Origin of the sequence: Anaeromyxobacter dehalogenans 2CP-C (assembly GCF_000013385.1) — a bacterium.
Taxonomy (GTDB): domain Bacteria; phylum Myxococcota; class Myxococcia; order Myxococcales; family Anaeromyxobacteraceae; genus Anaeromyxobacter; species Anaeromyxobacter dehalogenans_B.
In genome coordinates this window covers 3,452,297-3,476,681 of the sequence record NC_007760.1, presented here as the reverse complement: position 1 = coordinate 3,476,681, position 24,385 = coordinate 3,452,297, and the positions used below count along the sequence as shown (strand labels likewise).

Genomic DNA, 24,385 nt, shown 5'->3' with positions numbered 1-24,385 from the left:
GGCACATGCGCTTCCTCGTGTTCTTCCTCTTCTTCGTGTCGGGATCTGCGGGGCTCGTCTACGAGGTCGCCTGGGCTCGCTCGCTCGGCGTCGTGTTCGGCGCGTCACACCTCGCGGTCACCACCGTCCTCTCGGTGTACATGGGCGGCCAGGCGCTCGGCGCGGCGCTGATCGGCGCCCGGGCCGACCGCACCGAACGGCCGCTGAGGCTGTACGGACTCCTGGAGCTCGGGATCGGCGTGTCCGCGCTCGCCTTCGTCGGGCTGATGCGCATCTACCCCGCGCTGTACGTCCCGCTGGCGCGCGTCGCGGAGGAGAGCCCTCTCTACCTGACCGTGGTCCGAACGACGTTCGCGGCGCTCGCGATCATCGTCCCGACGACGCTCATGGGGGGCACGCTCCCCACCTTGAGCCGATTCTTCGCCGCCCGGGAAGGCGGGCTCGCCAGGCAGCTCTCGCTCCTGTACGGGTTCAACACGCTCGGCGCGGTCGTGGGCGCCCTGCTGGCCGGGTTCGTCCTGCTGCCGGGCCTCGGGGTCACCGCCACGTTGCTGGTCGCCGCGGGGGTGAGCATCACGGCGGGTGCCGCGTCGGTCCTCCTGCAGCGCGGGGAGTCGCTGGCCAAGGCGTCGCCGCTCGAGCCGGCCGCGGCCGACGGTCCGGAGGCGGCCGACGCCGGACGCGCCAGACCGGATGGCTTCGCGGCCCGCCTCACGCTCCTCGGCATCGGGCTGTCCGGGTTCTGCGCGCTCGGATACGAGGTGCTCTGGACGCGCATGCTCACGCTGGTGGTCGGGACCTCGGTCTACAGCTTCACCGTGATGCTGGTGGCGTTCCTCGTCGGGATCGCGCTCGGAAGCTACGCGTTCGGCCCCGTTCGCCGGCTGTTCGGCGGTGAGAGGCACGCGGGCGTGCTGGTGTTCGGGTGCATCCAGGTCCTGATCGGCGTGTCGGCGCTCGCCGTCACCGTCCTCATGCGCGACCTGCCGCTCACGGCCGGCCACACCAGGGCGCTGCTGGCGGGACTCGAGCTGACGCGCTTCGCCGAGCGCGTCGGCTCCTCGTTCGGAATCGCGTTCACGTACCTGCTGATACCGTCCTTCCTGATGGGCCTGGCCTTTCCGGTCGCGGGGGCCGTCTGGTCGGCTGGCCGTTCACGAACGGGAGCGGCGGTGGGCCGGCTCCTCACCGCCAACACCGTCGGCGCCATCCTCGGGTCGGCGACCACCGGGTTCGCGCTCATCTATCTCTTCGGGATCGAGCGGTCGCTGCAGATGCTGATCCTCGTGAACGTCACGTGCGGCGTGGCGATCGCGCTCAGCGCCTCGCGGCGGCGGTGGCCGGTCGCGGCCGTGGCCGCCCTCGGCGCCGCGCTCGTCGTGGCCCGCGGCGCGGTGCCGTCCTGGGGACGCGTGTGGGATCAGAAGTTCTTCGCGACCTTCTCGAACATGCGCCGGACGGTGGACGACCCGGAGCGCGCGAAGGCGCGCCTCGACGACGCGGAGGTCCTCTACTACCACGAGGGCGTGGACGAGACCGTGAGCGTGATCCGCGCACGGGGCGACATCCAGCAGACGTTCATCGTGAACGGGCGGCCGGAGGCCTCCAACGCGCCCATCGACGTGCAGCTCCAGCGCGCGCTCGGCCACCTCCCGATGTTGCTGCATCGGAACCCGCGCAGCGTCTTCGTCCTCGGGACCGGGAGCGGGATGACCCTGGGCGCGACCTCGATCCATCCGGAGGTCGAGCGGATCGTCCTGGCGGAGATCGAGAAGGGCGTCCTGGGGGTGGCGCGCACGTTCTCGGAGTGGAACGCGCACGTCCTCGACGATCCCCGGCTGCACATCGTGTTCAACGACGGCCGGAACCACCTCGCCAGCACGCGACGGAAGTTCGACGTCATCACCTCGGACCCCATCCACCCCTGGTCCGGCGGCGCGGCCTACCTCTACACGGTCGAGTACTTCCGCACGGTCGCCGGGCACCTCGCGCCGGGCGGAATGGTCAGCCAGTGGCTTCCGCTATACGAGCTCTCCACCGGGGACGTGCGAACCGTGTTGCGGACGTTCTCCGAGGCGTTCCCGTACGTCCAGGTATGGCTCACCTACTACGACGCCGTGCTGATCGGCTCGAACGAGCCGATCCTCGTGGATGAGAGCGAGCTGGAGCGGCGCCTCGCGAACCCCAGGATCCGCGACGACCTCGCGGCCGTCCACATGGGGTCCGTCCGAGATCTGCTCGCCTACTTCGTGCTCGGGGACGCCGGCGCGCGCGAGTTCGCCCGGGGTGGCGAGGTCAACACCGACGACAACCTCACGCTCGAGTTCTCGGCGCCGCTGTCCCAGGGCGCGCTGACGGCGGGGGGCAACGTCCTCGCGCTCACGGCCGCGCGAGAGAGCCTGGTCCCGTACCTGGCCGGATCGCCCGCGGCAGGCCTTCGGAGGGCCGCGGTCGATCGGTGGACGCGCGACCTGGAGACCGCGCGCCTGTTCGATCTCGCGCACGCGCAGTACCTCGCGGGCGAGCAGACGAGCCCCGGATTCGCGGACCTGCTCGCCACGGTGCGCGTGCGCGACCCCGGGTACGCGCCGCTCCTGTTCCTGCTCGACGAGGCGCAGTTCGAGGATCGGCGTCAGCCGGTCGTCGTGGCGGAGACGTCGCTCGACCTGCGCGACGAGTCGGGTGCGCCGACGCGCGTACGCCTCGCCGCGATCCGCACGTTCCTGGGACGGGGACGGGTGCTCGTCTCGTTCGCCGACCTGGGCGGTCGTGAGGTGTGGGCGAAGCGAATCGTCTGCGGTCGGTACGAGCAGCTCGAGGACGAGACCGCGCAGTACGCCAGCCGGATCCTCGGCGCTGCGCGGGCCGCGGCGTCCGAGGGAGCCGCCACGGCGGACGCCGTTCGCGAGGTCCTTCGGCGGGAGGCGAACCGGGGCGCGTGCCAGCTCGAGCTGTGATGCGCTCCCTGGCGCTTGGCGGGTGCGGCAAGAGGCTTAGCAACGCCGTTCTCGGCGCCGCACGGCGCCTTCCCCCGACGACTCGCCGGAGGACGAGACGCGCCTGGCCGAGGCGCCGCTGAGATGGCAGCAGGTGCGGTCACGTGGTGTAGACTGCGGTCTTTCCTGCCAATCCAGGGGTTCCAGAAGATGACGTCCATCCCCGTTGCCGCCCCCGACCTGACCGGGAACGAGGAGCGCTACGTGGTCGAGGCGCTGCGTTCCAGCTGGATCTCGTCCACGGGTCCGTTCGTCGGCCGCTTCGAGCGGGCGTTCGCGGAGCAGTGCGGCACGCGCGCGGCGATCGGCGTCGCGAACGGCACGCTCGCGCTCCACCTGGCGCTGCTCACCATGGACCTCCGGCCCGGGGACGAGGTGCTGGTCCCGTCGCTCACGTACATCGCCACCGCGAACGCAGTTCGTTACTGCGGCGCCGAGCCGGTGTTCGTGGACGTGGACCCCGCGACCTGGTGCATGGACCCGGAACGGCTGGAGGCGAGCATCACGCGGCGCACCAAGGGGATCATCCCGGTGCACCTGTACGGCCACCCGGCAGACATGGACGCCATCGGCCACATCGCCGCGACGCACGGTCTGTGGGTCGTCGAGGACGCCGCCGAGGCCCACTTCGCCCGGTACAAGGGTCGGCCCACCGGGTCCCTGGCGCGCATCGGCGTGTTCTCCTTCTACGGCAACAAGGTGCTGACGAGCGGGGAGGGCGGCGCGGTGACGCTGGACGATCCCGCGCTGGAGCGCCGGGCGCGGCTGCTCCGCGGGCAGGGCGTCGATCCGGACCGGCGCTACTTCTTCCCCATCACCGGCTACAACTACCGGCTGACCAACCTCTGCTGCGCGCTGCTGTGCGCGCAGCTGGAGCGCGCGCCGCAGCTCCTGGCCCGGCGCCGCGCCATCTACGAGCGCTACCGCGCCGCGCTGGCGGGCGTTCCGGGAATCGGCTTCCAGCCGCAGGCGAGCTGGGCCGAGCTGTCGCCGTGGCTGTTCAGCGTCACCGTGGACGCGGCCGAGTTCGGGCGCTCGCGCGACGAGCTGGCGGCGCGCCTGGCCGAGCTCGGCATCGAGACGCGCCCGTTCTTCCGGCCGCTGCACCGGCTCCCGCCGTTCTGGGAGGAGTCGCGCCGACGCGGGGAGGTGCTCCCCGTCACCGATCGACTCGGCGCGACCGGGCTCAACTTGCCCACTCATACGCAGCTGACCGACGCGGAGATCGACCGGGTCGCCGCAGCCATCGTGGAGGCGCGCCGCTGACGCGGCGCTCGCCTCGGCAAGGAGTGCCCATGCGCAGGAATCTCATCGTCCTCGGGTCGTCCGGCCTGGCGCGCGAGATGGCCATGGTGGCCGAGCAGATCGACGCGCGCGAGCATCGCTGGAACTTCATGGGATTCGTGGGCGCGTCGATGGAGGAGCAGGGGCGCGACCTCGGCCTGGGGCCGGTGCTCGGGGACGACGCCTGGCTGCTGGCGCAGGAGCTCGAGGCCGACCTCGTCGTGGGCGTCGGCTATCCGAAGGTCAGGGCGTCCATCCTGTCGCGCTACCTCGCCGCGGGCGACCGCTTCCAGTTCCCCAACCTCGTTCACCCCTCCGCGACGCTCGACTTCAGGCGCGTGGAGATGGGCCGCGGAAACGTGGTCACTGCTGGAGTCGCCATGACGTGCGACATCCGGATCGGCGACTTCAACCTGTTCAACCTCAACGTCACCGTCGGCCACGACGCGACCATCGGCTCCTTCGACGTGTTCAACCCGAGCGTGAACGTCTCCGGATACGTCCGCGTGGGCGACCGGGTGCTGGTCGGGACGGGCGCCCAGGTCCTCGAGAACCTGTCCGTCGGCGCGGACGCGACGGTCGGGGCCGGCGCGGTGGTTCGCGCCGACGTGGAGCCGGGCCAGACGGTGGTCGGGGTACCCGCGAAGCCGGTCACCCGTCGATCCTGAACGCGGCCGGATGCCTGCCATTCCTCGCGTGCCGCCCGATCACGGATCGCAGGACCGCCGGGACGGCCAGCCGGCGCGACGTCGGCTGCTCGCGCGCATCTGGGCCTGGTGGCGAGAGGGCTGGTCGATGGTACGCCTCCGCCCTTTCGACCAGGACACGCCGCACGGACGCTCGCAGGAACGGTACCGGCGGATCGCGCTCACGACGCTCTCCGCATTCGCGGTTCGCGGGGTCGGGACGGCGGTCGGCCTGGTGACCGTGCCGCTGCTGCTCGCGTACCTCGGCAAGGAGCGCTTCGGGCTGTGGAGCACGATCACCACCGTCGTGGCCTGGGCGACGCTCTTCGACCTCGGGATCGCGAATGGGCTCGTGAACTGCCTCGCGAAGGCGCACGGGCGCGGCGAGCGCGACCAGGCGGTCCGATACGTGTCGACGGCGCTCGCGGCGCTCCTCGCCATCGCGGCGGTGCTCGCCATGGGGGTGGCCGCGAGCGCATGGAGCATCCCGTGGGACCGGGTGCTCGCCGTCCGCGGGGCGGTGGACGCGCAGACGGTCCGCTGGTCGGTGGTCGCCGCACTGGCCACCTTCATCGTCGGGCTGCCGCTCTCGGTGGGGGGGCAGATCTACGCGGCGTACCAGCGCGCGTACGTCGCGAACGCGTTCGCGATGATCGGCGCCGTGGTCGGCGTCGTCGCGCTGCTCGCCGCGCTCGGCCTCGGTGCCGGCCTGCCCGCGCTCGTGCTGGTCTTCGGCCTGGGCGGGCTCGTCGCCTCGGGGCTGGGGCTGGCATACGCGATGCGCGTCGCCATGCCCTGGCTTCGCTTCCGCGTCGGGGCGGTGGATCGCGGGGCGCTGCGAGAGGTGATGGCCCGCTCCATCCCGATGTTCCTGTTCCAGGTGGGCGCGCTGGTGGTGAACGAGACGCAGGCGATCATCCTGGCGCATCGCTGCAACCTGGCGGTCGTGGCCGAGTACTCGATCCTCATGCGGCTCTACCTCATCGCGCTCGGGTTGGTGCAGCTCAGCACCTCTTCCTTCGTCCCGAGCTTCCGGGAGGCGGTCGAGCGGGGCGAGCACGCGTGGGTCCGCGCGAGCTTCGGGAACTTCGTGAGGGTGCGCGTCGGCCTGGCGCTGGTGGGCGGCGCCGCGCTGGTCCTCGTCGGGAACTCGCTGCTGCGCGTCTGGCTGCGCCGGTCGGACGTATGGTTCTCGCCGGCCACCTGGATCGTGCTCTGGGTGATGATGGTCTCGGTGACGTGGGTGGGCGCCCACTCGGATCTGCTCGCCATCACCGATCGGCTCTGGGGCCTGGTGGGCCTCGTGTTCCTCAACGCGACCGCGACCGTGCTGCTGACCTGGTGGCTGGCGCCGCGCCTCCAGGTGCTCGGCGTGGTGATCGCGTCCGGCGCGGTGACGGCTGGGCTCTTCACGTGGATCCTTCCCTGGATGGCGCGCCCCGTCCTCGCGGGAGGAGACGATGGCGGAAGGTGAGGCACGGATGCTGCTGCGCGTCATCGATTACGTGGCCAACCCGGGCGGCGGCGTGCGCTTCACCGTCGAGATGCTGCGCGGCCTGCACCGCATGTATGGGCCGCAGATCGAGCTCGTGAGCCACGGCGAAGCGCTGCAGCGCTACGCCTCGCTGCTGAGCAGGGATCGAGGCGTGCGCCTCGTGGATGTTCCGCCGGTCGAAGCCTGGCGTTCGCGGACGCTCATGGCCGGGATCCCGGGCGCGGGCCCGCTCAACTTGCTGCTCGGCACCGCGCGCTTCCACCACGCGGTCGCCGGCGACCTGCTGGAGGGAGCCGACGTGGTGTGGTTTCCGTGGTTGCATCGGCACCGCATCCCTTGGGCGCGAGCGGGGCGCGTCGTCGCGACGTTGCACGACGTCATCACGCTGCAGTTCCCGGAGATCGCCCCTGCGTGGATCCGCCGGGACGAGCGCGGGACGGTCCGGGCGTGGCTCGCGTCCGGCGCGCGCATCGCCATCACCTCGAACGCGACCGCCGCCACGCTGCACTCGATGTTCGGGACCGACGCGGAGCGTCTGGAGGTGATCCCGCTGTCCGGCAGTCATGAGCGCCCGGCTGCGCCAGTCACGCGCGGCGACCTGGCGTTCAAGGGAAGGGAGTATCTCCTCGCGCCGATCAACATCACCCCGCACAAGAACGCGGAGGTGCTCCTGCGCGCGCTCGGCAGGACCGGGGCGCGGCATCCGCTCGTCCTCACGGGAAGCGGGATGGACCTGTGGCCGCCCCGGAGCACGCGTGCCCGCAAGCTGACGGAGCTCGCGGAGGCATCGGGTTTCGTGCGCGACGCATCGCTCTTCGCGCCCGGCTACGTGGACGATCGCGCGTACGAGCAGCTCCTCGACGAGGCATGGGCCCTCGTGATGCCGACGCTCGCCGAGGGGGGCGGCAGCTTCCCGGTGCTGGAGGCGATGACGGCCGGCATTCCCGTGATCGCCTCCGACATCCCGGTCATGCGGGAGATGGTCGAGCGGACCGGTGGTCAGGTCCTCTGGTTCGACCCCAGGGATCCCGCCGATCTCGCGGCCAAGCTCGCCGAGCTCGAGGCGAGATACCCCGAGTACCGAGGCCGGGCCGAGCGCCAGGCGAAGACGCTGCGTCTGCGAACGTGGGACGACGTCGCTGCCGGCTACGCCCGCCTGCTGGGGCTCACCTAGCTTCCTCCTGAGAGCAGCCGCGCATCGACGCGGTCCAGCGGACGCCCCGCGGCGGCGCGGTACAGCGCGCGATACGCGCGGGCGGTCCGGTCCCAGGTGAACCTGGCGACCTGCCGTCTTCCGTGATCGACCAGCGCACTCGCGCGAGCGGGATCGGTCCAGACCCGCTCGATGGCCGCCGCCATGGCCGCGACGTCCGTCGGGTCGAACATCTCGGCCGCACCCCCGGCGACGTCGGGCAACGATGACGTCCCGGAGCACGCGACCGGCAGGCCTGACCGGAACGCCTCGAGGACGGGCATGCCGAAGCCCTCGAACAGGCTCGGGAACACCAGCAGCGATGCGAGCCGGTAGAGGCCGACGAGGTCGATCGGCTCCACGAAGCCCACGAAGTGGACCACGCGGGTGAGATCGAGCCGCCGGAGCTCCGCCACGAGGGAGGGGTGACAGGCATCGCGATGCCCCGAGCAGACGAGCGGAACTTCGACCCCTCGCGCGCGGAGCAGCGCGAGCGCCTGGAACAGCCGGACGTGGTTCTTGTGCGGGAACGTCTGGGCCGGGAACAGCGCGAAGCGCGCGGGGAGCGCCAGGCGATCCCGCAGTCGCCGCAGGGCCGTCTCGTCGGGGGACGGGTACGCGTCGAGCACCGGCGCCCAGCCGATCACGTGGACCCTGGCGGCGTCGAGTCCGAGGTGCTCGACCAGGTCCCGCTTCCCGTACGGCGTGAGCGCGACGACCGCGGCCGCCTGCCGGGCCAGCGTGCGGTAGGTCACCTCGCGCCAGCGGACGTGCTGGCGCGAGAAGAACCCGGGGAAGTGCACGTGCTGCAGGTCATGCGGCACGTAGATCGAGGGCACGGAGGTGCGGAACCCGTGCTGCAGCGCGAAGTGCACCACGTCCGCGCGGAGCGACTCGACGAAACCGTCGGACGGCGGGACGCGGACGGGCATCCACCGCACCACGGCGCGAGCGAGCCGGTCGTAGACTGCCGGGGAGAGCAGCGCGCTTCCGGCGACGCTCCTGGGCGTGCGCGGCCATGCACGCATGCGACAGGCACCGGCGACGTGCGGCGCCAGCCAGTCGGCCGAGTCGTCGTTGACGAGGAACAGATACTCCTCGTCCCCGTCCCGGAGCGCCGCGAGGCCGGAAGCGAGGCCGATGAGCGCCTGCTGCACGCCGCCCTGCTCACCTGCCCGCAGCCGGGCGTCGATGCAGATGCGCAGCATGCTCCTCCGATCACCACCACCGGCGCGGCGGCCTCGCATCGCGCCGCGGCGTCGAGAAGACGCGCTCGAGCCAGTCGAGGAGCACGCCGGGATCCGAGTATGGCGTCGGCCGTCCCTCGGGCAGGAAGGGCTGGAGGAGCATGTGGCGGTACAGCTCCTCGTCGCGGTCGATCTGGATGACGCGCTCGATGGCCGCCTCGTCGCTCCCGTGCTCGTGCCAGCTCACGATGCTGCGCAGGTCGAAGTCGAGGTGAACGAGCGGATTCCCCCAGTAGATCGGGATCGACCCGACGCGCATCGGCTCGACGATCTTCTCGGTCGTGTAGCCGGGGTACGAGGCGTTCTCGAAGGCGATCGTGAACCGGTGCTGGCGGATGAACGCGAGCTTGTCCTTCACCGGCCCGCCGACGTTGTTGCGGACCCGGCCGCCCGAGTCCACCGGCTTGTACCTTGAAAGCTTCTCGAAGAACCGCAGCCGCTCACGGGCTGCCCGGTTGGAGCAGACCAGGTTGCAGAAGCGGGTCTTCTCCGCGACGATCGCGTTCACGTCTCGCCGCCGCTCGAGGAGAAAGCGCGGGTCGCCGAGGTACAGGTTGTACAGGGGCCAGCGGAGGTGGCGTGGCTCGTCGGGGAGGTGGTCGAACGTGAGCGCGAAGTCGCAGTGGCGGAAGTCGGGGCGAACGTTCTCGCCGGTGAAGAAGACGCGCGTGCACCGGTAGCGCCAGTGGCGCCATCCGAAGTTCGCGAAGAACACGAAGTCCGGATCGTCCACGACCTCCACTGCGAAGCGGGTGCGCAGCACGTCGAGCAGCACGTTGTTCCGGCGGTCGAACCCCGGCCAGAAGTCCACGAAGTCGAGGCGGACGGGATTCACGTTGCCTCCGCGTGACCCGCCCGCGCCGCTCGGCCCGTGAGCACCGACGCATACGCAGCGCGCAGCGCGCGGCCCACAGCGGTGGTCGAGAAGCGATCGGCGACCAGCCGGCGGCCGGTGGCGCCCATGGCCATGCGCCGGCTCGGGTCCCGGAGCAGGCGGAGGATGGCGTCGGCGAGGGCGCCCGCCTCGAGCGGAACGACCTCGCCCGCGCCGGCGCGCTGCACCTCGCGGGCGAGGTTCACCCGGTCCGACACGACCACGGGGAGCCCGGCCGCCATGCCCTCGGCGACGGACATGCCGAAGTTCTCCTGGTGAGAAGGCGCCGCCAGGACGGCGGCGTGCGCGAGGGCGCGGGCACGGCCTTGGGCGTCGAGCAGGCCGGTGAACGTGACGGCGCCGTGGAGCCCGGCGTCGGCGATCTGCCGCTCCACCACGGCGCGGTGCCCCCCCTCGTCCGGCCCGGCGATCACCAGCCGGGCGCGCGGCTCCTGCTCGCGGACCCGCTTCATGGCGGGGATCAGCAGGTCGAAGCCCTTGACGGGGTGGATGCGCGACAGCAGCAGCACCTCGAAGCTGCGCGCCCGATCGGCCTCGTCCCCCAGGCTCAGGAACTGCTCGGCCTCGACCACGTCGGGGACGACGACCGCGGGCCGCTTGCGCGCCCACGTCGGCGCCTCGTCCCGCTCGGCGTCGGTGGTGAAGTGCAGGAACGCGGCGCGCTCGACGTTGCGCCGCTCGGCGACGGCCAGGAAGACGCGCTTCTCGAGCGAGCGCTGGCGCAGCGCCCACGGGTTCAGCGCGCCGTGCAGGGTGACGACGTACGGGATGCCGCGTGCCTGGCAGCGACGCGCGGCGATGATCCCGGCCGCCGTCCAGAGCATGTGGAGGTGGACGAGGTCGAACCCCTCCACGTGAGCCTTCACTGCCCGGCCGAGCGTCGGCGCGTAGAATGCGCGGCCGAGCTGGTGCACCGAGCGGAAATACGACACCGGAACGCCGTCCACGGTGCGCCGGCCGCTCGCGATGGCCGGAAGATCCCGCCGGGAACGCTGGGTGGTCGTGAACAGTTCCACCTCGACCCCGGCGCCGGCGAGCGCGTGCAGCATGCCCTGCACGGCGCTCACCACGCCGCCCCACTCGGTCGCTGGCGCGTAGCAGCCGCTGACGTGCAGGACCCTCATGCCGGCGCGCCTCCGGGCCTGCGCTCGCGGGACGACAGCAGCTCGACTGCCGCCCCGGCGAGCACGGCGGCACGTCCGGCGACCTGTGCGATCCGCTGGGCGGGTCCACCCGAGGGCAGGGCGCGGTTCGGCGCGTGCGGGGCATCGCTGGCGAGCGCCCCCCGCGGCCCGACCAGCCGGCTCGTCCGGACGTGGCTTCGCCCGGCCCAGTAGAGCCGCGACAGGTAGTAGCGCGGCGTGAGCTTTCCGGGCGAGACGTGATGCAGCGCCGCGGCGCCCGGTTCGTAGACCACGCGGAGCCCGGCGCGGCGGACGCGAAGGCCGAGCGCGGTGTCCTCTCCGGCAACGAGCGAGCCGGAGCGGCTCGCGTCGAATCCGAGCCGCAGGTCGAAGCCGCCGACCCGGCGCAGCACGTCCGCCGGGATCGCGAAGTTCGCGCCGATCGGCAGGTCCCGCGGCGGGAACTCGCAGCGCGCGTCGCCCAGATCGTAGAGTCCCAGGAGGAAGGCGTGCGCGGGGGGAAACCAGGTCGGGCGCGGCGCATCCCAGAGCGGACGAAGGCGGCCGCCGACCATCCCGGGGCGAGGGAGCGTGGCGAAGGCGGCCGAGTACGCCATCAGCCATGCCTGGTCAGCCACGGCGTCATCATCCAGGAAGGCGAGCAACGCCCCGCGCGCGTGCGCCGCGCCGAGGTTGCGGGCGTGGCTCAGCCCCATCACGTCGGAGTGGAGGTACACGAGGCGCGGGTCGCGGAGCGCCGACATGGCCTCGCGGGTGCGGCCGTCCCGGCTCTGATCGACCACCAGCAGCTCGAGGTCGCTCCAGGTTCCCCCCAGCACCGAACGGGCCGCGGCCGTCGCGAGCTCCGGGCGGTGCACGGTGGCGAGGATCACGGAGAAGGACGGGGCGCTCATCTCGACGGCTTGCGGAGCGCGTCCAGGAATGGCCGCACCCAGAGGTTGAGCTGCGTCTTCAGGCGAATGGCCGGATGCCGGGCGAGCAGGTCCTCGCGCTGCTGGAGGGCCTCTCCCATTCGCTCGAGCGCGACGCGCTCGAAGCCGTGGCGAATCTGGATGAGGTGCACCTCCGCCAGCGAGCGGCCGCGCTGGCCGAAGCTCTTGGTGGCGTCGTGCATCGTCTCCTCGGCCCAGACCTCCTCGGTGAGGGCGAAGCGGCCGAGCGCCGACATCCGGAGCCAGAGGTCGAAGTCCATCGCGTAGTGATAGGACTCCTCCACGCCGCGCAGACGCTCCCATGCGTCCCGCCGGAAGAAGCAGGCAGGCTGGGAGATCCTGCCGGAGCGGCCCCAGTCGGCGAGCTCCTCGCGCGTCGCGCCCCTGGGCGCGTTGGTGTAGTACGAGCGCCCCTCGACCGTGACGGTGCGACACGCGCCTGCCCAGGCGATCGCGTCCGGATTCGCGGCGCGGAAGCGCGCGAGCGCGTGGAGCGCGCCGGGGACGAGGCGGTCGTCGCTGCACAGCCAGTTCACGACCTCACCCGCGGCGCGCGCGAGCCCCTGGTTCAGCGCGTCGCTCTGGCCGCGGTCCCTCCGCGACACCCAGGCCGCCAGCCACGGCTCGTACTTGCGGATGATCTCGACGGAGCCGTCCGTCGATCCGCCGTCCATGATCACGTACTCGAGCGAAGGGTATCCCTGGAGGAGCACCGAGCGGATCGTCGCCTCGAGAAAGCTCGCCTGGTTGAACGACGGGGTGACCAGCGTGACGGTGGGCAGGGGCCCCGCCGCCGGCGGCGCCGCGGGGCCCGTGGTCCAGGGCCACCCGCGCGTTCCGCGCGGCGGTGGCGGCAGCTCCTCGAGGGTGGGGCAGGCGCGGAATGGCATCGTTTCGCGGGCCGCCGATCAGCCGCGATGCGGCGGCGCGTCCTGGGCCGACGCCTCCCGGGCCGGCTCGTCCCGCTCCGCCGACAGGATGGCCAGCTCCTGGGTGAGCTGCCGGACCTGCTGCGTCAAGCGCGAGAGCACCGTCGAGAAGTGCACGCTGATGAGCAGCAGGAACAGCAGCCCGAACAGGAAGAGCGTCGTGGTGACGGTCACCGCCCCGATGAGCGCGGTGACCCGCTCGACCAGCCCGTACCACGACGCCAGCAGCATCATGGCGACGCCGGTGACGATCCAGAGGAACGAGTATTCCTCCTTCAGCTTGCGGCGTCGGACCAGCTCCAGGATGACGCCGAAGGTGACGAGGCTGGCCGTGATGGCGAACACGCGCTGGGTGGGGGTCATCGCTTCTCCCTGCGGAGCGGCACGAGGAACAGCGCCAGCGACATGCGGAACACGTAGTAGAAGGGCTTCACGATGCCGCCGTGCATGCTCTTGCCCTCGGGCGAGGGGAGCATCCGGACCGGCACCTCGGTGAGCCGCAGGCCGGCGCGCGCCACCATCGCGAGCACGTCGGCGTCGGGGTAGTCCACCGGGTATCGCTCGTGCGCGTAGAAGCGCAGCGCCTCGCGCGAGATGGCCTGGAACCCGCTGGTGGGGTCGGTGATCCGCTGCCCGGACAGCGCGCTCGCCACCCGCCCGAACAGCCACATGCCGATGCGCCGCGCCAGCGGCGGCCGGTACGATCCCGGGTCGAGGAAGCGCGAGCCGACGACCACGTCGGCCTCGTGGAGCGCCGTGAGCAGGCGCGGGATGGACGCGGGATCGTGCTGGCCGTCGGCGTCGAGCTGGAGGACGGCGTCGTAGCCGTGGCGCAGCGCGTACCGGTAGCCGGTCTGGAGCGCCGCGCCGTAGCCGAGGTTCACCGGGTGGACCGCCACGCGGGCCCCTCCCGCGCGCGCCTCGGCGGCGGTCTCGTCGGCCGAGCCGTCGTCCACGACGAGCACGTCACCGGCGACCTGGTCGCGCACCGCCTCGACCACCCGCCGGATGCCCCGAGCCTCGTTGAACGCGGGCATCACCACCAGCAGACGGGCCGGGTGGGCGTGCGGCGTCTCGGCGACGAGTGCGTGCGTCAAGGCAGGAATGACGTAGCATACGCCCGGGACCGGGAAAAGCGGGCAGCATCCGGCCGGAACGCTGCCGTGGAGGGCGGTTGCGAGTCTCCATCATCACGCCGTCATTCAACCAGGGCGGCTTCATCGAGCGCACCGTCGAGAGCGTGCTGGCCCAGCGCGGCGACTTCGAGCTCGAGTACCTGGTGGTGGACGGAGGCTCCACCGACGCGACGCTCTCGGTGCTGAGACGGTACGAGGGGCGGCTGCGCTGGATCTCCGAGCCGGACCGGGGGCAGTGCGACGCCATCAACAAGGGCCTGCGGATGACCTCGGGCGAGGTCGTGGCCTGGCTCAACTCCGACGACACCTACGAGCCGGGCGCCGTCCAGGCCGCCGTCGAGGCGCTCCGGGGTGGCGCGCGCTGGTGCTTCGGCGAGTGCCGGATCGTGGACGAGCAGGACCAGGAGATCCGCCGCGGCGTCACGGCCTACAAGAACGGGCAGGCGCGCCGCTACGGGCTGACGCGCCTGCTCGGGCGGAACTTCATCTCGCAGCCGGCGACGTTCTTCCGCCGCGACCTGATCGCCGAGGTGGGCGCGCTCGACGAGTCCCTGCACTTCGCCATGGACTACGACCTGTGGCTGCGCTTCGCCCGGGTGGCGCGGCCGGTCTTCGTGCCGCGGCCGCTCGCGGCGTTCCGCTGGCACGCCTCGTCGAAGACGGGCGCACGGTACCGCACCGGCGCCTGGGAGGCGTTCCGCATCGCCTGCCGCCGCGCGCGAGGGGTCGAACGCCTGGCGCTGCCCGGCCACCTGGCGCGCTACGCGGCACAGGTCGCGATCTATGGGGCGCTGGACCTCGCCGCCGCGCTCCGCCGGCCGTGACCGCGGCCGCTCACTTCGCGATCGCCACCTCCACCAGCACCGGCGCGAGCACGCGTACGATCTCGGCCGGCGCGAGGCCGACCAGGAAGCCGCGCGAGCCGCCGTTGATGTAGACCTTCTCGAGCTCGAGGATGGACCGCTCCAGGTACACCGGCATCCGCTTGCGGGTGCCGAACGGGCTCGTCCCGCCAACCTGGTAGCCGGAGTGCCGGTTCGCGACCTCTGGCTTGGAGGGCTGGACGGTCTTCTTGCCGATGGTGCGCGCGAGCGCCTTGGTGGAGACCTCGCGATCGCCGTGCATCAGGACCACCAGCGGCTCGCGGTCCTCGTCCTCCATGACGAGCGTCTTGATGGTGGCGTGCTCGTCCACGCCCAGCTCGCGGGCGGAGACGCGCGTGCCGCCGTGCTCCTCGTAGCGGTAGGGGTGCTCGGTGTACGCGACGCCCTGCTCGCGGAGGAGGCGCGTGGCGGGGGTCGAGGGGATCTTGCTCATGCGGGGTGAGGATACCGCAGCGGCGGCGCGCCGGGACGGCTCACCCGCACTCCTTCTCCACCAGCTCCAGCGCGCAGTCGAGCTCCAGCGCGAAGCGGCCGCGGCGCACGGGCACGAGCCGCACGTCGGGACACTTCTCGAGCAGCCGCCTGCGCAGCAGGATGAGCCGGCTCTCCAGGTTGTCCTTCACCGGCGGCAGGCCGAGGCCGGGATCGAGCCGCAGCTCGCGGTTGGTGAACTCCGTCCGCCCCTCGGCGCGGTGGAGGCCGAGCACCTTCCACAGGATCTTGCCGGGGACGTTCCGGATCAGGTACTCGCCGTCCACGAACACGCAGTCGTCGTTCCGGTAGTAGACGAGCGTGCGGCGGCGGGCGTGGGGCGCGGGGCGGGCGGGGCGCGGCGGCGCGGGGGCGGGCGTGGCGGCAGGCGCGGCGTCCTCCTCCAGCGCCGCCATGCGGTCCATGCCCATGGCGATCTGGTTCGCGACGATCTGCAGGAACGCCTCGTCCCATTCGTCGAACTGGAGGGGATCGCGGCTCTCGACCGCGAGCACGCCGACCAGCCGGTCGCCCACGAGCAGCGGCAGCGCGAGCTGCGCCTGCGCGTCGGGCAGGCCGGGGAGGGGGATCTCGGGCGCGAGCCCGGCCGCGTCTCCGGCCTCGGCCACCCGCCCGCGGATGGCCCGCCCGTACCGGAGCTCCCCGCCGACGCCGGCCACGCGGATCATCCGCCGGCGCTCGGCCACGGTGCCGATGATGCCGGCCCCGAGCGCCACCTCCGCGCCGATGCCGCCGGGCCCGTAGCCGCGGCTGGCGATCGCGACGAGGTGGCCGGCCTCGCAGGGCACGAGCACCATGGCGTGCTGGAACCCGAGCAGCTCGTCGAGCGCGGCCATGGCGCCGGAGAGGAGCGCCTCGAGGTCCGCGGCGCGGTTGATCCGCTCCGACACGGCCTGGAGCCCGCGCAGCTCGGTGAGCGGCCCGGACGCGACCGGCGCGGCGCGCTCGGCGTCGAGCATCGGGTCGGGCGGCATCAGGAAGCCGTCCAGCCGCTCGACGCCGAGCACCTCGTAGACGTCGGCGGAGAGCAGCCGGAACACGCCGGCCATCCCGGTGTGCGAGGCGATGGCCTGGATGCGGACCGCCATGCCGTCGAACAGCGGCCCCTCGGTCTCGGCGTGATCGTACCGGAGCCGCAGCCGCCAGCTGTCGAGCGTGAGCGGATCGAGCAGCAGCACGGTGGCGTGCGGGTGCTCGAGCACGTTGCGCTTGGTCTTGTTGAAGAACTGGCAGGAGAGCGCCACGTGGCGATCGTCGAGCCGGTGCACGTGCGACAGGTACGTGACGTTGGGCTCCCCGGCGCGCGAGCAGGTCGCGATCGCGGCGGGGACGATCCCCTGGAAGCAGGTGGGCGGCAGCTCGGAGAGCGGCGCGGGGGCGGTCACGGTGCACGCTCCGGCGGCACGGCGCTCCCGAGCGGCGCGCCCGCGCCCGGTCCGGGCGTCTGCACGAACAGGCCGTCCACCCGGAGCCGCACCGCCAGGCACGGCCAGCGGTTCACGCGCAGGGTGAGCCGCGGCGGCACGCCGACGAGCGCCAGCTCCCGCGCGAGCGCGCACGTGTAGCGCTCCACCAGCGCGCGCTCCTCCGCCGTGGCCGGCGCGAGCGCCGCCACCTGGCCCTTCACCTGGATCGACTGGTGGTCGGTGGGGCGCGAGAACATCACCGCCACGCGGCCGCTCTCGCGGAGGGCGCCCGGGCAGCGGCCGGCGCTCGCCTCGGGGACGAGCACGGTCAGCTCGGCCCCGCCTGCCTCCACGCGCGCGCCCACCGCCCGCACGCAGTCGGGCAGGAGCCGGGCGTCGCGGCTCGCCAGCAGGATGGAGACGCCGGACTCGAGGAACGCGGAGAGGTCGAGGGAGATCACGCTGGGCGCGCATTGTAAGGGCGCGCGACGACCTGCGGCACGCGGCCGCGTCCGCCCTGTCGGGACGACCAGGAAGTGCGTCCCACGCGCGCGGGGCAGGCGCGCGGCGAAGCGCACCGACCGTGCGGCCTCCCCCCGGGGCGCGGGCCCCGGCTACGCGGCGATCCCGGCCGCCGCGGCCGCGGCGGCCCACTCCTCGGCGCCGAGCGCGGCCCGGATCGGCGCGGTGGCCTGGGCGAACGCGGCGGGCGGGATCTCCCCGGCCATGCCGCGGAGGAGGCCGGCGCGCTCCGGCAGGTTGAGCGACCGCACGATGACGGCGGTCCACTCGCCCCGCCGCGACGGCGGGATGCTCTCCAGCAGGGCCCGGTGGATGGCGCCCAGCGCGGCGTCGTCGAAGTTCGCGTGGAGCACGCGCATGGCCTCGACCTCCTCGCGCTCCATGTGCCGCAGGTGCTCGGCCGCGAGCCCCCAGATCCGGTCGTGCAGCCGCCGCCCGAGCGCCGTGCGCTCGGCGGCGGAGGCGCCGGCGAGCCGGGCCGCGAGCTGCCCGGCCTCGCGCGCCAGCCCCTCGGTGCGCGCGTGGTCGGTGGCGAGCGCCGCGTGCAGCTCCGGCGCGAGCCGCGCCAGCTCGGGCATGAACCAGCGGTCCTCGTGCGCGGCGTGCTCCTCGAGCATCCCGATCAGCCGGTGGACCAGCTCGGCCGCGGCGCCGGCGCCGGCCTCGTCCGCGAAGTCGGTGTGCCCGAGGCGCGTCCCGGCGTCGAACAGCAGCGTGCGGATGCCCTTGTGGACGGGGCCGAACAGATCGATGCGCGACATGCGTGCTTCCTCCAGGTCGGTGTGGTCGGGCACCAATCTGGCGGAGCGCGGCGCGGGCGCGTGCTCAAAGTTCGCTAGCGGAATCCTAAGTTGTCCCTAAGGCCGCGCGCCCATCCGGGATACGCTGCGGGGGCGCAGGCCGATCCATGCTGGACCGCGTCCGCGACCGGGAGCACGCCATGAACGCCTCGCCGAACTCGTCCAACCACCTGCTCGCGTTCGTCGTCCGCCTGGTCGTCTCGGCGGGCGTGCTGTGGCTCGCCGTGAGGTGGGTCTCGCCCGGGAACCCGTTCAACACGTTCGGGCGCGCGGTGGTCGTGTCGATCGTCCTGTCGATCGCCTACTACATGACGCTCGCGAAGTTCCTCTGGTTCCTGGTCCTGCCGTGGCTGCTGTACGTGCTCGTGTGGCTGAGCGTGATCGCGGCGAGCTACGGGCTCGGCTTCGGGAGCTCGCTCCTGCTCGCGCTCGCGCTCGCGTTCCTGTCCTGGGTGGTCTCGACGCTGTTCGGGATCCGGACGTTCAGGTCCGAGTGACCGGCCGGCGCGCCCGCGGCGGCCGCTCCCCGCCGGCGGCCGCGCGGTGCTCGCCGTGCCCACGGACCTCGCGCACCGGCTCGATGCGCACGCCGGGCGCGCGCGGGTCCGGCCGGCGGGCGGCGGCGCCGAACTGCGTCGCGGCGGCGCGGGCCACCTCGAAGCGCGTCTCGGCGGCGCCGATCACGATCTTGCCGATCTCGTCGCGCGTGACACCCCCGCGCCGGCAGAGCAGGGGCAGCAGCCACTTGGGATCGGCCTTCTTCTCGCGGCCGATGTTGATCCGGAACCAGGCCACCTCGGCGGGCGGGCCGCGGCGCGGCGCGCGGTCGGCGCGCGGCGCGGGCGCCTGGCGGGCGGCGTGGGCGGTCTCGGTGAGGTCCTCGGGCGAGGGCAGGCGGGCGCGCGTCGTGCGGACCAGCGCCGCGGCGACGAGCAGCGGGTCGCGGCCGGAGAGCAGGCGCGCGGCGGCGGCGCGCTCGTCGTCGCTCACGTCCTCCGAGAGCGCGTCCACCTCCCCGGCGAGGCGCGCGTCGTCGGCGGCCCGGATCGACTCGGCGGCGGGCACGGGCGCCCACTCGACCCGCACGCCGGCGTCGCGGAGCATCCGCTCCAGCTTGTAGCGCTCGGGGGGCGCGGCGAGCAGGACGGCCAGGCCCTTGCGCCCGGCGCGCCCGGTGCGGCCGCTCCGGTGCTGCAGCGCCGCGGGGTCGCGCGGGAGATCGGCGTGGAGCACGAGGTCGAGGCCGGGCAGGTCGAGCCCGCGGGCGGCGACGTCGGTCGCGACCAGGACGCGCGCGCGGCCGTCGCGGAGCGCCACCAGCGCCCGGTTGCGCTCGGCCTGCGTCAGCTCGCCGGAGATGGGCACGGCGGCGAAGCCGCGCTCGGACAGGCTGGACGCGGTGTGGTGGGCGGCCTCGCGGGTGGCGCGGAACACGAGCGCCCGCGGGGGCTCCAGCGCGCGCAGCACGTTCACCACCGCCAGCTCGCGCTCGCTCGGCGCGACGAGGTGCGCGCGGAACGCGATGTCGGCGTGCGCCCCGCCGGCGGGCGTGGCGGCGACGCGCGCCGGGTCCGTCGTGTACCGCCGGGCGAGCTCCACGATGGGCTTCGGGAGCGTGGCCGAGAACATGATCGTCCGCCGCCCCTCGGGCGCGGCGGCGAGGATGGCCTCCAGCTCGTCGCGGAAGCCCATGTCGAGCATCTCGTCCGCCTCGTCGAGCACCAGCGCCCGCAGGTCGGACAGGTCGAGCGCGCCGCGGCGGTGGTGGTCGAGCAGGCGGCCCGGCGTCCCGACCACCAGGTGCGCGCCGTCCGACAGCGCGCGGGCCTCGCGGCGGGCGTCCATGCCGCCCACGCAGGCGACGACGCGCCCCTCGGCCTCGGCGAGGAGCCAGGCGAGCTCGCGCTGCACCTGCATGGCGAGCTCGCGGGTCGGCGCGACCACCAGGCCGAGCGGAAGGCCGGCGGGCCCGAACGCGGGCGCATCGCCCAGCAACGAGCCGCCCAGGACCAGGCCGAACGCGACGGTCTTCCCCGAGCCTGTGGCAGAGGAGACGAGGAGGTCCCGGCCGCGGAGCCCGGGCGTGAACACCGCCTCCTGCACCGCGGTCGGCTCGGAGTAGCCGCGCCGCTCCAGCGCGCGGGCGAGGGCAGGGTGGGCGCCGAGCTCGGTGAAGGTCACCGGCGCGTTCTAGCAGGTTCCGCGGGCTTCCGCTCGCCGGCCGCTCCGGGGGACGCGACCGCGCTCAATGGTCTATCCGGACGCTCCGGACCGCCAGCAGCACCTCCGCGAGGAACGCGAGCAGCGCGCCGATGAACGCCACCATGGCCGCGACGAACAGCCCGGCCACCGGGTGCGAGAAGTCCCAGTGCAGCAGGGAGGCGATGAACGCGACGGCGATGAGCACGCACACCAGCAGCGCGGCGGCGGTCGCGAACGTGATGGCGGTGTTGACGAGCTGGCGCCGGCGGAACTGCAGGGCCAGCTCCTCGCGCACGCCGGGCTGGCGCTCGGGCGGCAGCGCCGGGAGGCGCTCCAGGAGCCGGCGCGAGCGGTCCACGATGCGCCCGAGCCGCGTCGAGAACACCCCGAGCAGCGTCCCGGCGGCGGTCAGCAGGAACACGGGCGCGACGGAGAGCTGGATGACCCGGGTGATGTTGGCGATCGCGGGATCGGGCGGCATGCGCGGAGTCTCGCCTCGGCCCGGGCCGGGCACAAGAACGCGGCGGCGCCGGCCTCACCCGCCGGCGTGCGGCAGGATCCGCCCCGCCCGGATCGCGATCGGCCAGGTGACGCGGAGCGGCCGCTCCGGCGTGCCCCATGCGGCGCGCAGCGCGGGGGCGATCTCGGCGAGCGGATCGGCGCCGGTGCGCCGGCGGTGCGCGGTCACCGCGGACCAGGTGCCGAGGTAGCCCAGGAAGGCGTCCATCGGCCAGCGCTCCTCGATCTCCAGCGGCGGCGCCTCGAGCTCGGGGAAGGGGAACGGCAGGGTCCGGTACCCGCTCTCGACGTGCACGCGCTCGGGCGGCCAGTCGCGGGCGAGCAACCCGTGGTAGAGGCGGTCCACCACCGCGTCCACCTCGGGGTCCACGCGGGTGAGCCCGTAGGTCACCGCCGCGAACACGGCGCCGGGCCGCGCGACCCGCCGCAGCTCGGCCCAGAACCGGTCGAGGTCGAACCAGTGCATGGCCTGCGCCGCGATCGCGACGTCCACCGACGCGGGCGGCAGGCCGGTGTCCTCGGCGGGCGCCACCGCGTAGGTCACCCGCGGGTGACGGAGCGCCTGCCGGATCTGCGCCTCGCCCGGATCGACGGCGTGCACACGCTCGAAGAACTCGGCGAGGCCGAGCGAGGCCTGGCCGCTCCCGCAGCCACAGTCCAGCGCGTCGCCGCGCGCGGGCGCGACCTCGCCGAGCCAGCGGAACAGCGCGCGCGGGTAGCGGGGCCGGAAGGCGCGGTACGCGTCCGCCACCGGGGTGAAGTGGTCCTTGAACGCGGCCATGGGAGAGGTCTAGCACTCCCCCGCATCGTCCGCCGCTCACCCTTCGACGGGGCTCAGGGCGAGCGGCTCTCGGAAGGCGCCCGGCGTGAGCCCGTCGAACCCCGAGCGGAGGGGCGACGGCTCAGATCCCCGCGCCCTGCTCGGCGCCGGCCGAGTCGCCGGGGCGCGCTCGGGCCTCCTCGCCCAGGTGGCGCAGGATCGCGTCGGAGAACGCCTCGAGATCGTCGGGCTTCCGGCTGGTGATGACGTTCCCGTCCTCGACGACCTGCCGGTCCACCCAGCGGGCGCCGGCGTTGATGAGGTCGGTCTTGAGCGAGGGCCAGGAGGTCACGGTCTTGCCGTCGATCGCGTCCGCCTCGACCAGCATCCACGGGCCGTGGCAGACCGCCGCCACTGGCTTCCCGGCGGTGAACGCGGTCCGCACCAGCCGGACCATGTCCATGTCGGTGCGGAGGTGATCGGGGGAGTAGCCGCCCGGCACCACCACGGCGTCGAAGTCGTCGGCGGTGACGTCCCGCGCGGCCGCGTCGGTGGTGAACGTCTCCCGCTGCTTCTTGCCGCGGATCTGCTTCCCCTTCTCGAGGCCCACCAGCACCGTCTCGTGCCCGGCCTGCCGCAGGCGGTCCCACGGGACGCGGAGCTCCGAGTCCTCGAACAGATCGTCCGCGATGAATGCGATGCGCGCCATGGCCTTCCTCCGAGTGGAGGTTCGGCACAGGCTGCGCGCCGCACAAGGCGCGGGCGCGGAAATTCTTCAGGCGCCGGGCCGCTCCGGTGGGTTCCACCAGACGGCTCCCTTGCCCTGCACCGCCTCGGCCGCACGCCGGCGCGTCTCGGCCAGCTCCGCGTCGTCCATCGGCCGGAACGCCGCCGCGGCGGCGAACGCGGCGTCCTGCTCGTTCGGGAACGAGAGGCCGAGCAGCGCCACGTCGGGATCGCAGGTGAGCGTGTACCGGACGCACGCCTCGACCGGGAGCCGCGGCAGCGTCGGGGCGGCCGCGTCCTGCCCGCCCGACGAGAGCTTCCCGCGCGGGCGCTCCGCCAGCGCCCGGCCGTAGCCCTCGGTGTCCCCGAGCAGCTTGCCGGCGCCGAACGTCTTGAAGCAGATGGTGCCGACGCCGAGGGCGCGGGCGCGCGGCAGGATCTCCTGCACGTACCGCGGGTGCACGTACGGGCCCACCGGGAACATGAGGACGTCGCACAGGCCGGAGTCGAGCGCGGCGGCGAGGACGTCGGGGTGGTGGCTGGAGACGCCGCGGAAGCGCGCCCGCCCGCGCCCGATCTCCTCGGCCAGCTCCTGCATGCCCCCGCCCTGCGCGGCGAGGCGCGCCCACGCGGCCGGCTCGGAGACGGAGTGGAACACCAGCAGGTCCACGGCGCGCATGCCGAGCCGCCCCAGGCTCTCGTCGAGCTGCGGGGCGACGGGCCGGTCGAGGTGGTCGATCTTGTCCACCACGAGCACGCCCTCGCGCCGGCCGCGGAGCGCCTCGCCGACGATCTCCTCCGAGTAGCCGTCCTCGTACATCGGGGCGGTGTCCACCACGTTCACGCCGGCGTCGAGGGCGCGGCGCAGCGTGGCGACGCAGCGCTCCTTCGGCACGCTGCGATCGGCGAGGTCGCCGGCGCCGACGCGGGTGACGGGGAAGCCGGTCCGGCCGAGGGGCCGGCGCGGCTGGAAGCGGGGGAGCGCGGTCATGCCGCCATCCTAACGCCAGGGCCCCGGCGCGCGCGTCCGGCGCACCGGGGCCCTGCGTCCCCCCGCTCCCCGCGTGCTAGGGCTTCGCCTTCGACGGCGTGACGTCGATCTGCACCGCCTGCGGCGTGTCGCCGCTGCGATCCAGGCGCGCGCGGACGGCGGCGCCCTGCCGGATGTCCGCCAGCGTGGCGGAGCGGCCGTCCACGGTGATGCGCGCGTCGTCGGCGATCTTCACCTGCGTGGTCGCGTCGCCCGAGTCGATGGCGATCTCGTGCTGCTCGCGATCGATGAGCGCGACGCGCCCGGAGAGCTCGCTCGGCCCGGTCGTGGCGGCCCCGGCGCCGGTGCCCGTGGCGGCGGCGTCCGGCGTGCCGGCGCCGGCCACCCGGCCGGTCGCGCCCGGCTCCATCGTCTCGGGCACGCGGCCCTGCTGGCCCGCCGAGCCCGCGCCCGGATCGCCGGAGTACCGCGGCGTCGCGTCCGCGCCCTCGGTCGGGAGCGGGTGCGGATCCTTCCCGCCCACGCCCTGCTGCGCGCGCGCGCTGGGCGCGGCCTCGGCCGCCTGGGCCTCGGCGACGTCGCGCTCGCTCTGGCCCTCCTGCGGCGCGGCCTGCGCGGTGCGCTCGCGGCCGCTCATCTCCGTGGTGGCCTTGTCGTCGCCCGACGCGTTCGCCGTGCGGGTCCTGCTGCTCGTCCCGGTCTTGCAGCCGGCTGCCGCCAGCAGCAGCGCCGCCGCGAACGCGATTCCTCTCACGTGCATGCCTCGTCCCCCCTTCGCGAAAGGATGAGGGCAGGCGGCGCGAGGCGCACGCCCGGCTGCCGCTGGGCGCACGACCGCCCGCAGCCCGGGCCGCTGCCCGGGCGCCGGACGGCCGGCCGGGAGGACTTCACTCCCCGCGCAGGATCCCGAGGAGGAACAGCGCGAAGAAGATCGGGACCGACAGCGCCACCAGGCCGCCGACCACCAGGCCGGCGATGGTGGCCCACCGGGCCGCGCCGGCGGGCGGCAGCGGGGCGTCGATGGCGAACGGGTTCCTCTTGCCGCGGAAGAGCTTGCGCTTCACGGGCGGCATTCTACACGCCTGCGGGGGCGTGGTGCGGCCGGCGGGCACGTCGCGGCTTGACGGGCGGGCGCCCGGTCGGATA

The 24,385-nt window shown here is 73.5% G+C and carries 25 protein-coding genes; 7 read left to right on the top strand and 18 right to left on the bottom strand.

From position 1 onward, the window contains the following. Positions 1–5: 5 nt before the first annotated feature. The 5 genes from ADEH_RS15830 (at position 6) to ADEH_RS22600 (ending at position 7,635) form a co-directional block, all read left to right on the top strand. Positions 6–2,957 carry a fused MFS/spermidine synthase gene (locus tag ADEH_RS15830; RefSeq protein WP_011422113.1) on the top strand — a complete coding sequence of 984 codons (2,952 nt, stop codon included), beginning with the start codon at positions 6–8 and terminating at the stop codon, positions 2,955–2,957. A gap of 189 nt (positions 2,958–3,146) precedes the next feature. Then, complete coding sequence (locus ADEH_RS15825) at positions 3,147–4,262, top strand: DegT/DnrJ/EryC1/StrS family aminotransferase (RefSeq protein ID WP_041453602.1); 1,116 nt, start codon at positions 3,147–3,149, stop codon at positions 4,260–4,262. Between the two features lie 29 nt (positions 4,263–4,291). After that, positions 4,292–4,948 (top strand): acetyltransferase, encoded by a 657-nt coding sequence (locus ADEH_RS15820; protein ID WP_011422111.1) that lies wholly within the window; start codon positions 4,292–4,294, stop codon positions 4,946–4,948. 127 nt (positions 4,949–5,075) lie between these two features. Next, positions 5,076–6,440 carry a lipopolysaccharide biosynthesis protein gene (locus ADEH_RS15815; RefSeq protein ID WP_011422110.1) on the top strand — a complete coding sequence of 455 codons (1,365 nt, stop codon included), beginning with the start codon at positions 5,076–5,078 and terminating at the stop codon, positions 6,438–6,440. 7 nt (positions 6,441–6,447) lie between these two features. Next, positions 6,448–7,635 (top strand): glycosyltransferase, encoded by a 1,188-nt coding sequence (locus tag ADEH_RS22600; protein ID WP_049760112.1) that lies wholly within the window; start codon positions 6,448–6,450, stop codon positions 7,633–7,635. Here ADEH_RS22600 and ADEH_RS15805 read toward each other — a convergent pair. The 7 genes from ADEH_RS15805 to ADEH_RS15775 are packed head-to-tail and all read right to left on the bottom strand — an operon-like array spanning position 7,632 to position 13,898. Then, positions 7,632–8,861, bottom strand: coding sequence for a glycosyltransferase family 4 protein (locus ADEH_RS15805; protein ID WP_011422108.1), 1,230 nt, complete (start codon positions 8,859–8,861; stop codon positions 7,632–7,634). The two genes, ADEH_RS22600 and ADEH_RS15805, sit on opposite strands and share 4 nt — an antisense overlap. Before the next feature lie 10 nt (positions 8,862–8,871). Further along, on the bottom strand, positions 8,872–9,735 hold the full coding sequence (locus tag ADEH_RS15800) for an LPS biosynthesis glycosyltransferase (protein ID WP_011422107.1): 864 nt from the start codon (positions 9,733–9,735) through the stop codon (positions 8,872–8,874). Further along, positions 9,732–10,919, bottom strand: coding sequence for a glycosyltransferase (locus ADEH_RS15795; protein ID WP_011422106.1), 1,188 nt, complete (start codon positions 10,917–10,919; stop codon positions 9,732–9,734). Before ADEH_RS15795 ends, ADEH_RS15800 begins: the two co-directional genes overlap by 4 nt. Next, entirely contained in the window at positions 10,916–11,833 is a 918-nt protein-coding gene (locus ADEH_RS15790) for a glycosyltransferase family 2 protein (protein ID WP_011422105.1), read from the bottom strand. Before ADEH_RS15790 ends, ADEH_RS15795 begins: the two co-directional genes overlap by 4 nt. Continuing rightward, positions 11,830–12,762, bottom strand: a complete 933-nt coding sequence (locus tag ADEH_RS15785) for a glycosyltransferase family 2 protein (protein ID WP_011422104.1) — start codon at positions 12,760–12,762, stop codon at positions 11,830–11,832. The genes ADEH_RS15790 and ADEH_RS15785 overlap by 4 nt, the downstream gene beginning before the upstream one ends. 18 nt (positions 12,763–12,780) lie before the next feature. Continuing rightward, positions 12,781–13,164, bottom strand: coding sequence for a DUF2304 domain-containing protein (locus tag ADEH_RS15780; RefSeq protein WP_011422103.1), 384 nt, complete (start codon positions 13,162–13,164; stop codon positions 12,781–12,783). After that, positions 13,161–13,898: a glycosyltransferase family 2 protein gene (locus tag ADEH_RS15775; protein WP_011422102.1), complete on the bottom strand. Its 738-nt coding sequence runs from the start codon at positions 13,896–13,898 to the stop codon at positions 13,161–13,163. The genes ADEH_RS15780 and ADEH_RS15775 overlap by 4 nt, the downstream gene beginning before the upstream one ends. Before the next feature lie 77 nt (positions 13,899–13,975). On the opposite strand from ADEH_RS15775, the gene ADEH_RS15770 reads away from it, so the two are divergent. Further along, positions 13,976–14,761 carry a glycosyltransferase family 2 protein gene (locus tag ADEH_RS15770; RefSeq protein ID WP_011422101.1) on the top strand — a complete coding sequence of 262 codons (786 nt, stop codon included), beginning with the start codon at positions 13,976–13,978 and terminating at the stop codon, positions 14,759–14,761. A gap of 10 nt (positions 14,762–14,771) precedes the next feature. Here ADEH_RS15770 and ybaK read toward each other — a convergent pair whose 3' ends face one another. The 4 genes from ybaK to ADEH_RS15750 form a co-directional block, all read right to left on the bottom strand. Next, positions 14,772–15,254 (bottom strand): Cys-tRNA(Pro) deacylase, encoded by a 483-nt coding sequence (gene ybaK, locus ADEH_RS15765; protein WP_011422100.1) that lies wholly within the window; start codon positions 15,252–15,254, stop codon positions 14,772–14,774. A 40-nt stretch (positions 15,255–15,294) separates the two neighbouring features. After that, positions 15,295–16,698: a GAF domain-containing protein gene (locus ADEH_RS15760; protein WP_011422099.1), complete on the bottom strand. Its 1,404-nt coding sequence runs from the start codon at positions 16,696–16,698 to the stop codon at positions 15,295–15,297. Next, positions 16,695–17,180 (bottom strand): hypothetical protein, encoded by a 486-nt coding sequence (locus ADEH_RS15755; protein ID WP_041453601.1) that lies wholly within the window; start codon positions 17,178–17,180, stop codon positions 16,695–16,697. The genes ADEH_RS15760 and ADEH_RS15755 overlap by 4 nt, the downstream gene beginning before the upstream one ends. 153 nt (positions 17,181–17,333) lie before the next feature. Further along, a complete protein-coding gene (locus tag ADEH_RS15750; RefSeq protein ID WP_011422097.1) occupies positions 17,334–18,002 on the bottom strand; it encodes a hemerythrin domain-containing protein in 669 nt (222 codons plus the stop codon). A 146-nt stretch (positions 18,003–18,148) separates the two neighbouring features. Here ADEH_RS15750 and ADEH_RS15745 point away from each other — a divergent pair, with 146 nt between their 5' ends. Further along, positions 18,149–18,538 carry a hypothetical protein gene (locus tag ADEH_RS15745; RefSeq protein ID WP_041453600.1) on the top strand — a complete coding sequence of 130 codons (390 nt, stop codon included), beginning with the start codon at positions 18,149–18,151 and terminating at the stop codon, positions 18,536–18,538. Here the strand turns inward: ADEH_RS15745 and ADEH_RS15740 are convergent. The 7 genes from ADEH_RS15740 to ADEH_RS15710 form a co-directional block, all read right to left on the bottom strand. Next, positions 18,525–20,222, bottom strand: coding sequence for a DEAD/DEAH box helicase (locus tag ADEH_RS15740; protein WP_011422095.1), 1,698 nt, complete (start codon positions 20,220–20,222; stop codon positions 18,525–18,527). The genes ADEH_RS15745 and ADEH_RS15740 overlap by 14 nt on opposite strands. A 64-nt stretch (positions 20,223–20,286) precedes the next feature. Next, on the bottom strand, positions 20,287–20,724 hold the full coding sequence (locus ADEH_RS15735; protein ID WP_011422094.1) for a DUF2721 domain-containing protein: 438 nt from the start codon (positions 20,722–20,724) through the stop codon (positions 20,287–20,289). A gap of 54 nt (positions 20,725–20,778) precedes the next feature. Next, a complete protein-coding gene (locus ADEH_RS15730) occupies positions 20,779–21,543 on the bottom strand; it encodes a class I SAM-dependent methyltransferase (RefSeq protein WP_011422093.1) in 765 nt (254 codons plus the stop codon). Between the two features lie 121 nt (positions 21,544–21,664). Beyond that, positions 21,665–22,231, bottom strand: coding sequence for a type 1 glutamine amidotransferase domain-containing protein (locus ADEH_RS15725; RefSeq protein WP_011422092.1), 567 nt, complete (start codon positions 22,229–22,231; stop codon positions 21,665–21,667). Between the two features lie 66 nt (positions 22,232–22,297). Beyond that, positions 22,298–23,239 (bottom strand): aldo/keto reductase, encoded by a 942-nt coding sequence (locus tag ADEH_RS15720; protein WP_011422091.1) that lies wholly within the window; start codon positions 23,237–23,239, stop codon positions 22,298–22,300. Positions 23,240–23,315: 76 nt separating this feature from the next. Continuing rightward, positions 23,316–23,999 carry a hypothetical protein gene (locus tag ADEH_RS15715; protein WP_011422090.1) on the bottom strand — a complete coding sequence of 228 codons (684 nt, stop codon included), beginning with the start codon at positions 23,997–23,999 and terminating at the stop codon, positions 23,316–23,318. Positions 24,000–24,126: 127 nt separating this feature from the next. Then, positions 24,127–24,312, bottom strand: coding sequence for a hypothetical protein (locus ADEH_RS15710; RefSeq protein WP_041453599.1), 186 nt, complete (start codon positions 24,310–24,312; stop codon positions 24,127–24,129). Between the last annotated feature and the right edge of the window lie 73 nt (positions 24,313–24,385).

Excerpts from the sequence above, each read along its gene's own strand:
- ADEH_RS15830 (WP_011422113.1), top strand. The coding sequence starts at position 6 with ATGCGCTTCCTCGTGTTCTTCCTCTTCTTCGTGTCGGGATCTGCGGGG.
- ADEH_RS15825 (WP_041453602.1), top strand. The coding sequence starts at position 3,147 with ATGACGTCCATCCCCGTTGCCGCCCCCGACCTGACCGGGAACGAGGAG.
- ADEH_RS15820 (WP_011422111.1), top strand. The coding sequence starts at position 4,292 with ATGCGCAGGAATCTCATCGTCCTCGGGTCGTCCGGCCTGGCGCGCGAG.
- ADEH_RS15815 (WP_011422110.1), top strand. The coding sequence starts at position 5,076 with ATGGTACGCCTCCGCCCTTTCGACCAGGACACGCCGCACGGACGCTCG.
- ADEH_RS22600 (WP_049760112.1), top strand. The coding sequence starts at position 6,448 with ATGCTGCTGCGCGTCATCGATTACGTGGCCAACCCGGGCGGCGGCGTG.
- ADEH_RS15805 (WP_011422108.1), bottom strand. The coding sequence starts at position 8,861 with ATGCTGCGCATCTGCATCGACGCCCGGCTGCGGGCAGGTGAGCAGGGC.
- ADEH_RS15795 (WP_011422106.1), bottom strand. The coding sequence starts at position 10,919 with ATGAGGGTCCTGCACGTCAGCGGCTGCTACGCGCCAGCGACCGAGTGG.
- ADEH_RS15790 (WP_011422105.1), bottom strand. The coding sequence starts at position 11,833 with ATGAGCGCCCCGTCCTTCTCCGTGATCCTCGCCACCGTGCACCGCCCG.
- ADEH_RS15785 (WP_011422104.1), bottom strand. The coding sequence starts at position 12,762 with ATGCCATTCCGCGCCTGCCCCACCCTCGAGGAGCTGCCGCCACCGCCG.
- ADEH_RS15780 (WP_011422103.1), bottom strand. The coding sequence starts at position 13,164 with ATGACCCCCACCCAGCGCGTGTTCGCCATCACGGCCAGCCTCGTCACC.
- ybaK (WP_011422100.1), bottom strand. The coding sequence starts at position 15,254 with ATGAGCAAGATCCCCTCGACCCCCGCCACGCGCCTCCTCCGCGAGCAG.
- ADEH_RS15750 (WP_011422097.1), bottom strand. The coding sequence starts at position 18,002 with ATGTCGCGCATCGATCTGTTCGGCCCCGTCCACAAGGGCATCCGCACG.
- ADEH_RS15745 (WP_041453600.1), top strand. The coding sequence starts at position 18,149 with ATGCTGGACCGCGTCCGCGACCGGGAGCACGCCATGAACGCCTCGCCG.
- ADEH_RS15735 (WP_011422094.1), bottom strand. The coding sequence starts at position 20,724 with ATGCCGCCCGATCCCGCGATCGCCAACATCACCCGGGTCATCCAGCTC.
- ADEH_RS15730 (WP_011422093.1), bottom strand. The coding sequence starts at position 21,543 with ATGGCCGCGTTCAAGGACCACTTCACCCCGGTGGCGGACGCGTACCGC.
- ADEH_RS15725 (WP_011422092.1), bottom strand. The coding sequence starts at position 22,231 with ATGGCGCGCATCGCATTCATCGCGGACGATCTGTTCGAGGACTCGGAG.
- ADEH_RS15720 (WP_011422091.1), bottom strand. The coding sequence starts at position 23,239 with ATGACCGCGCTCCCCCGCTTCCAGCCGCGCCGGCCCCTCGGCCGGACC.
- ADEH_RS15715 (WP_011422090.1), bottom strand. The coding sequence starts at position 23,999 with ATGCACGTGAGAGGAATCGCGTTCGCGGCGGCGCTGCTGCTGGCGGCA.
- ADEH_RS15710 (WP_041453599.1), bottom strand. The coding sequence starts at position 24,312 with ATGCCGCCCGTGAAGCGCAAGCTCTTCCGCGGCAAGAGGAACCCGTTC.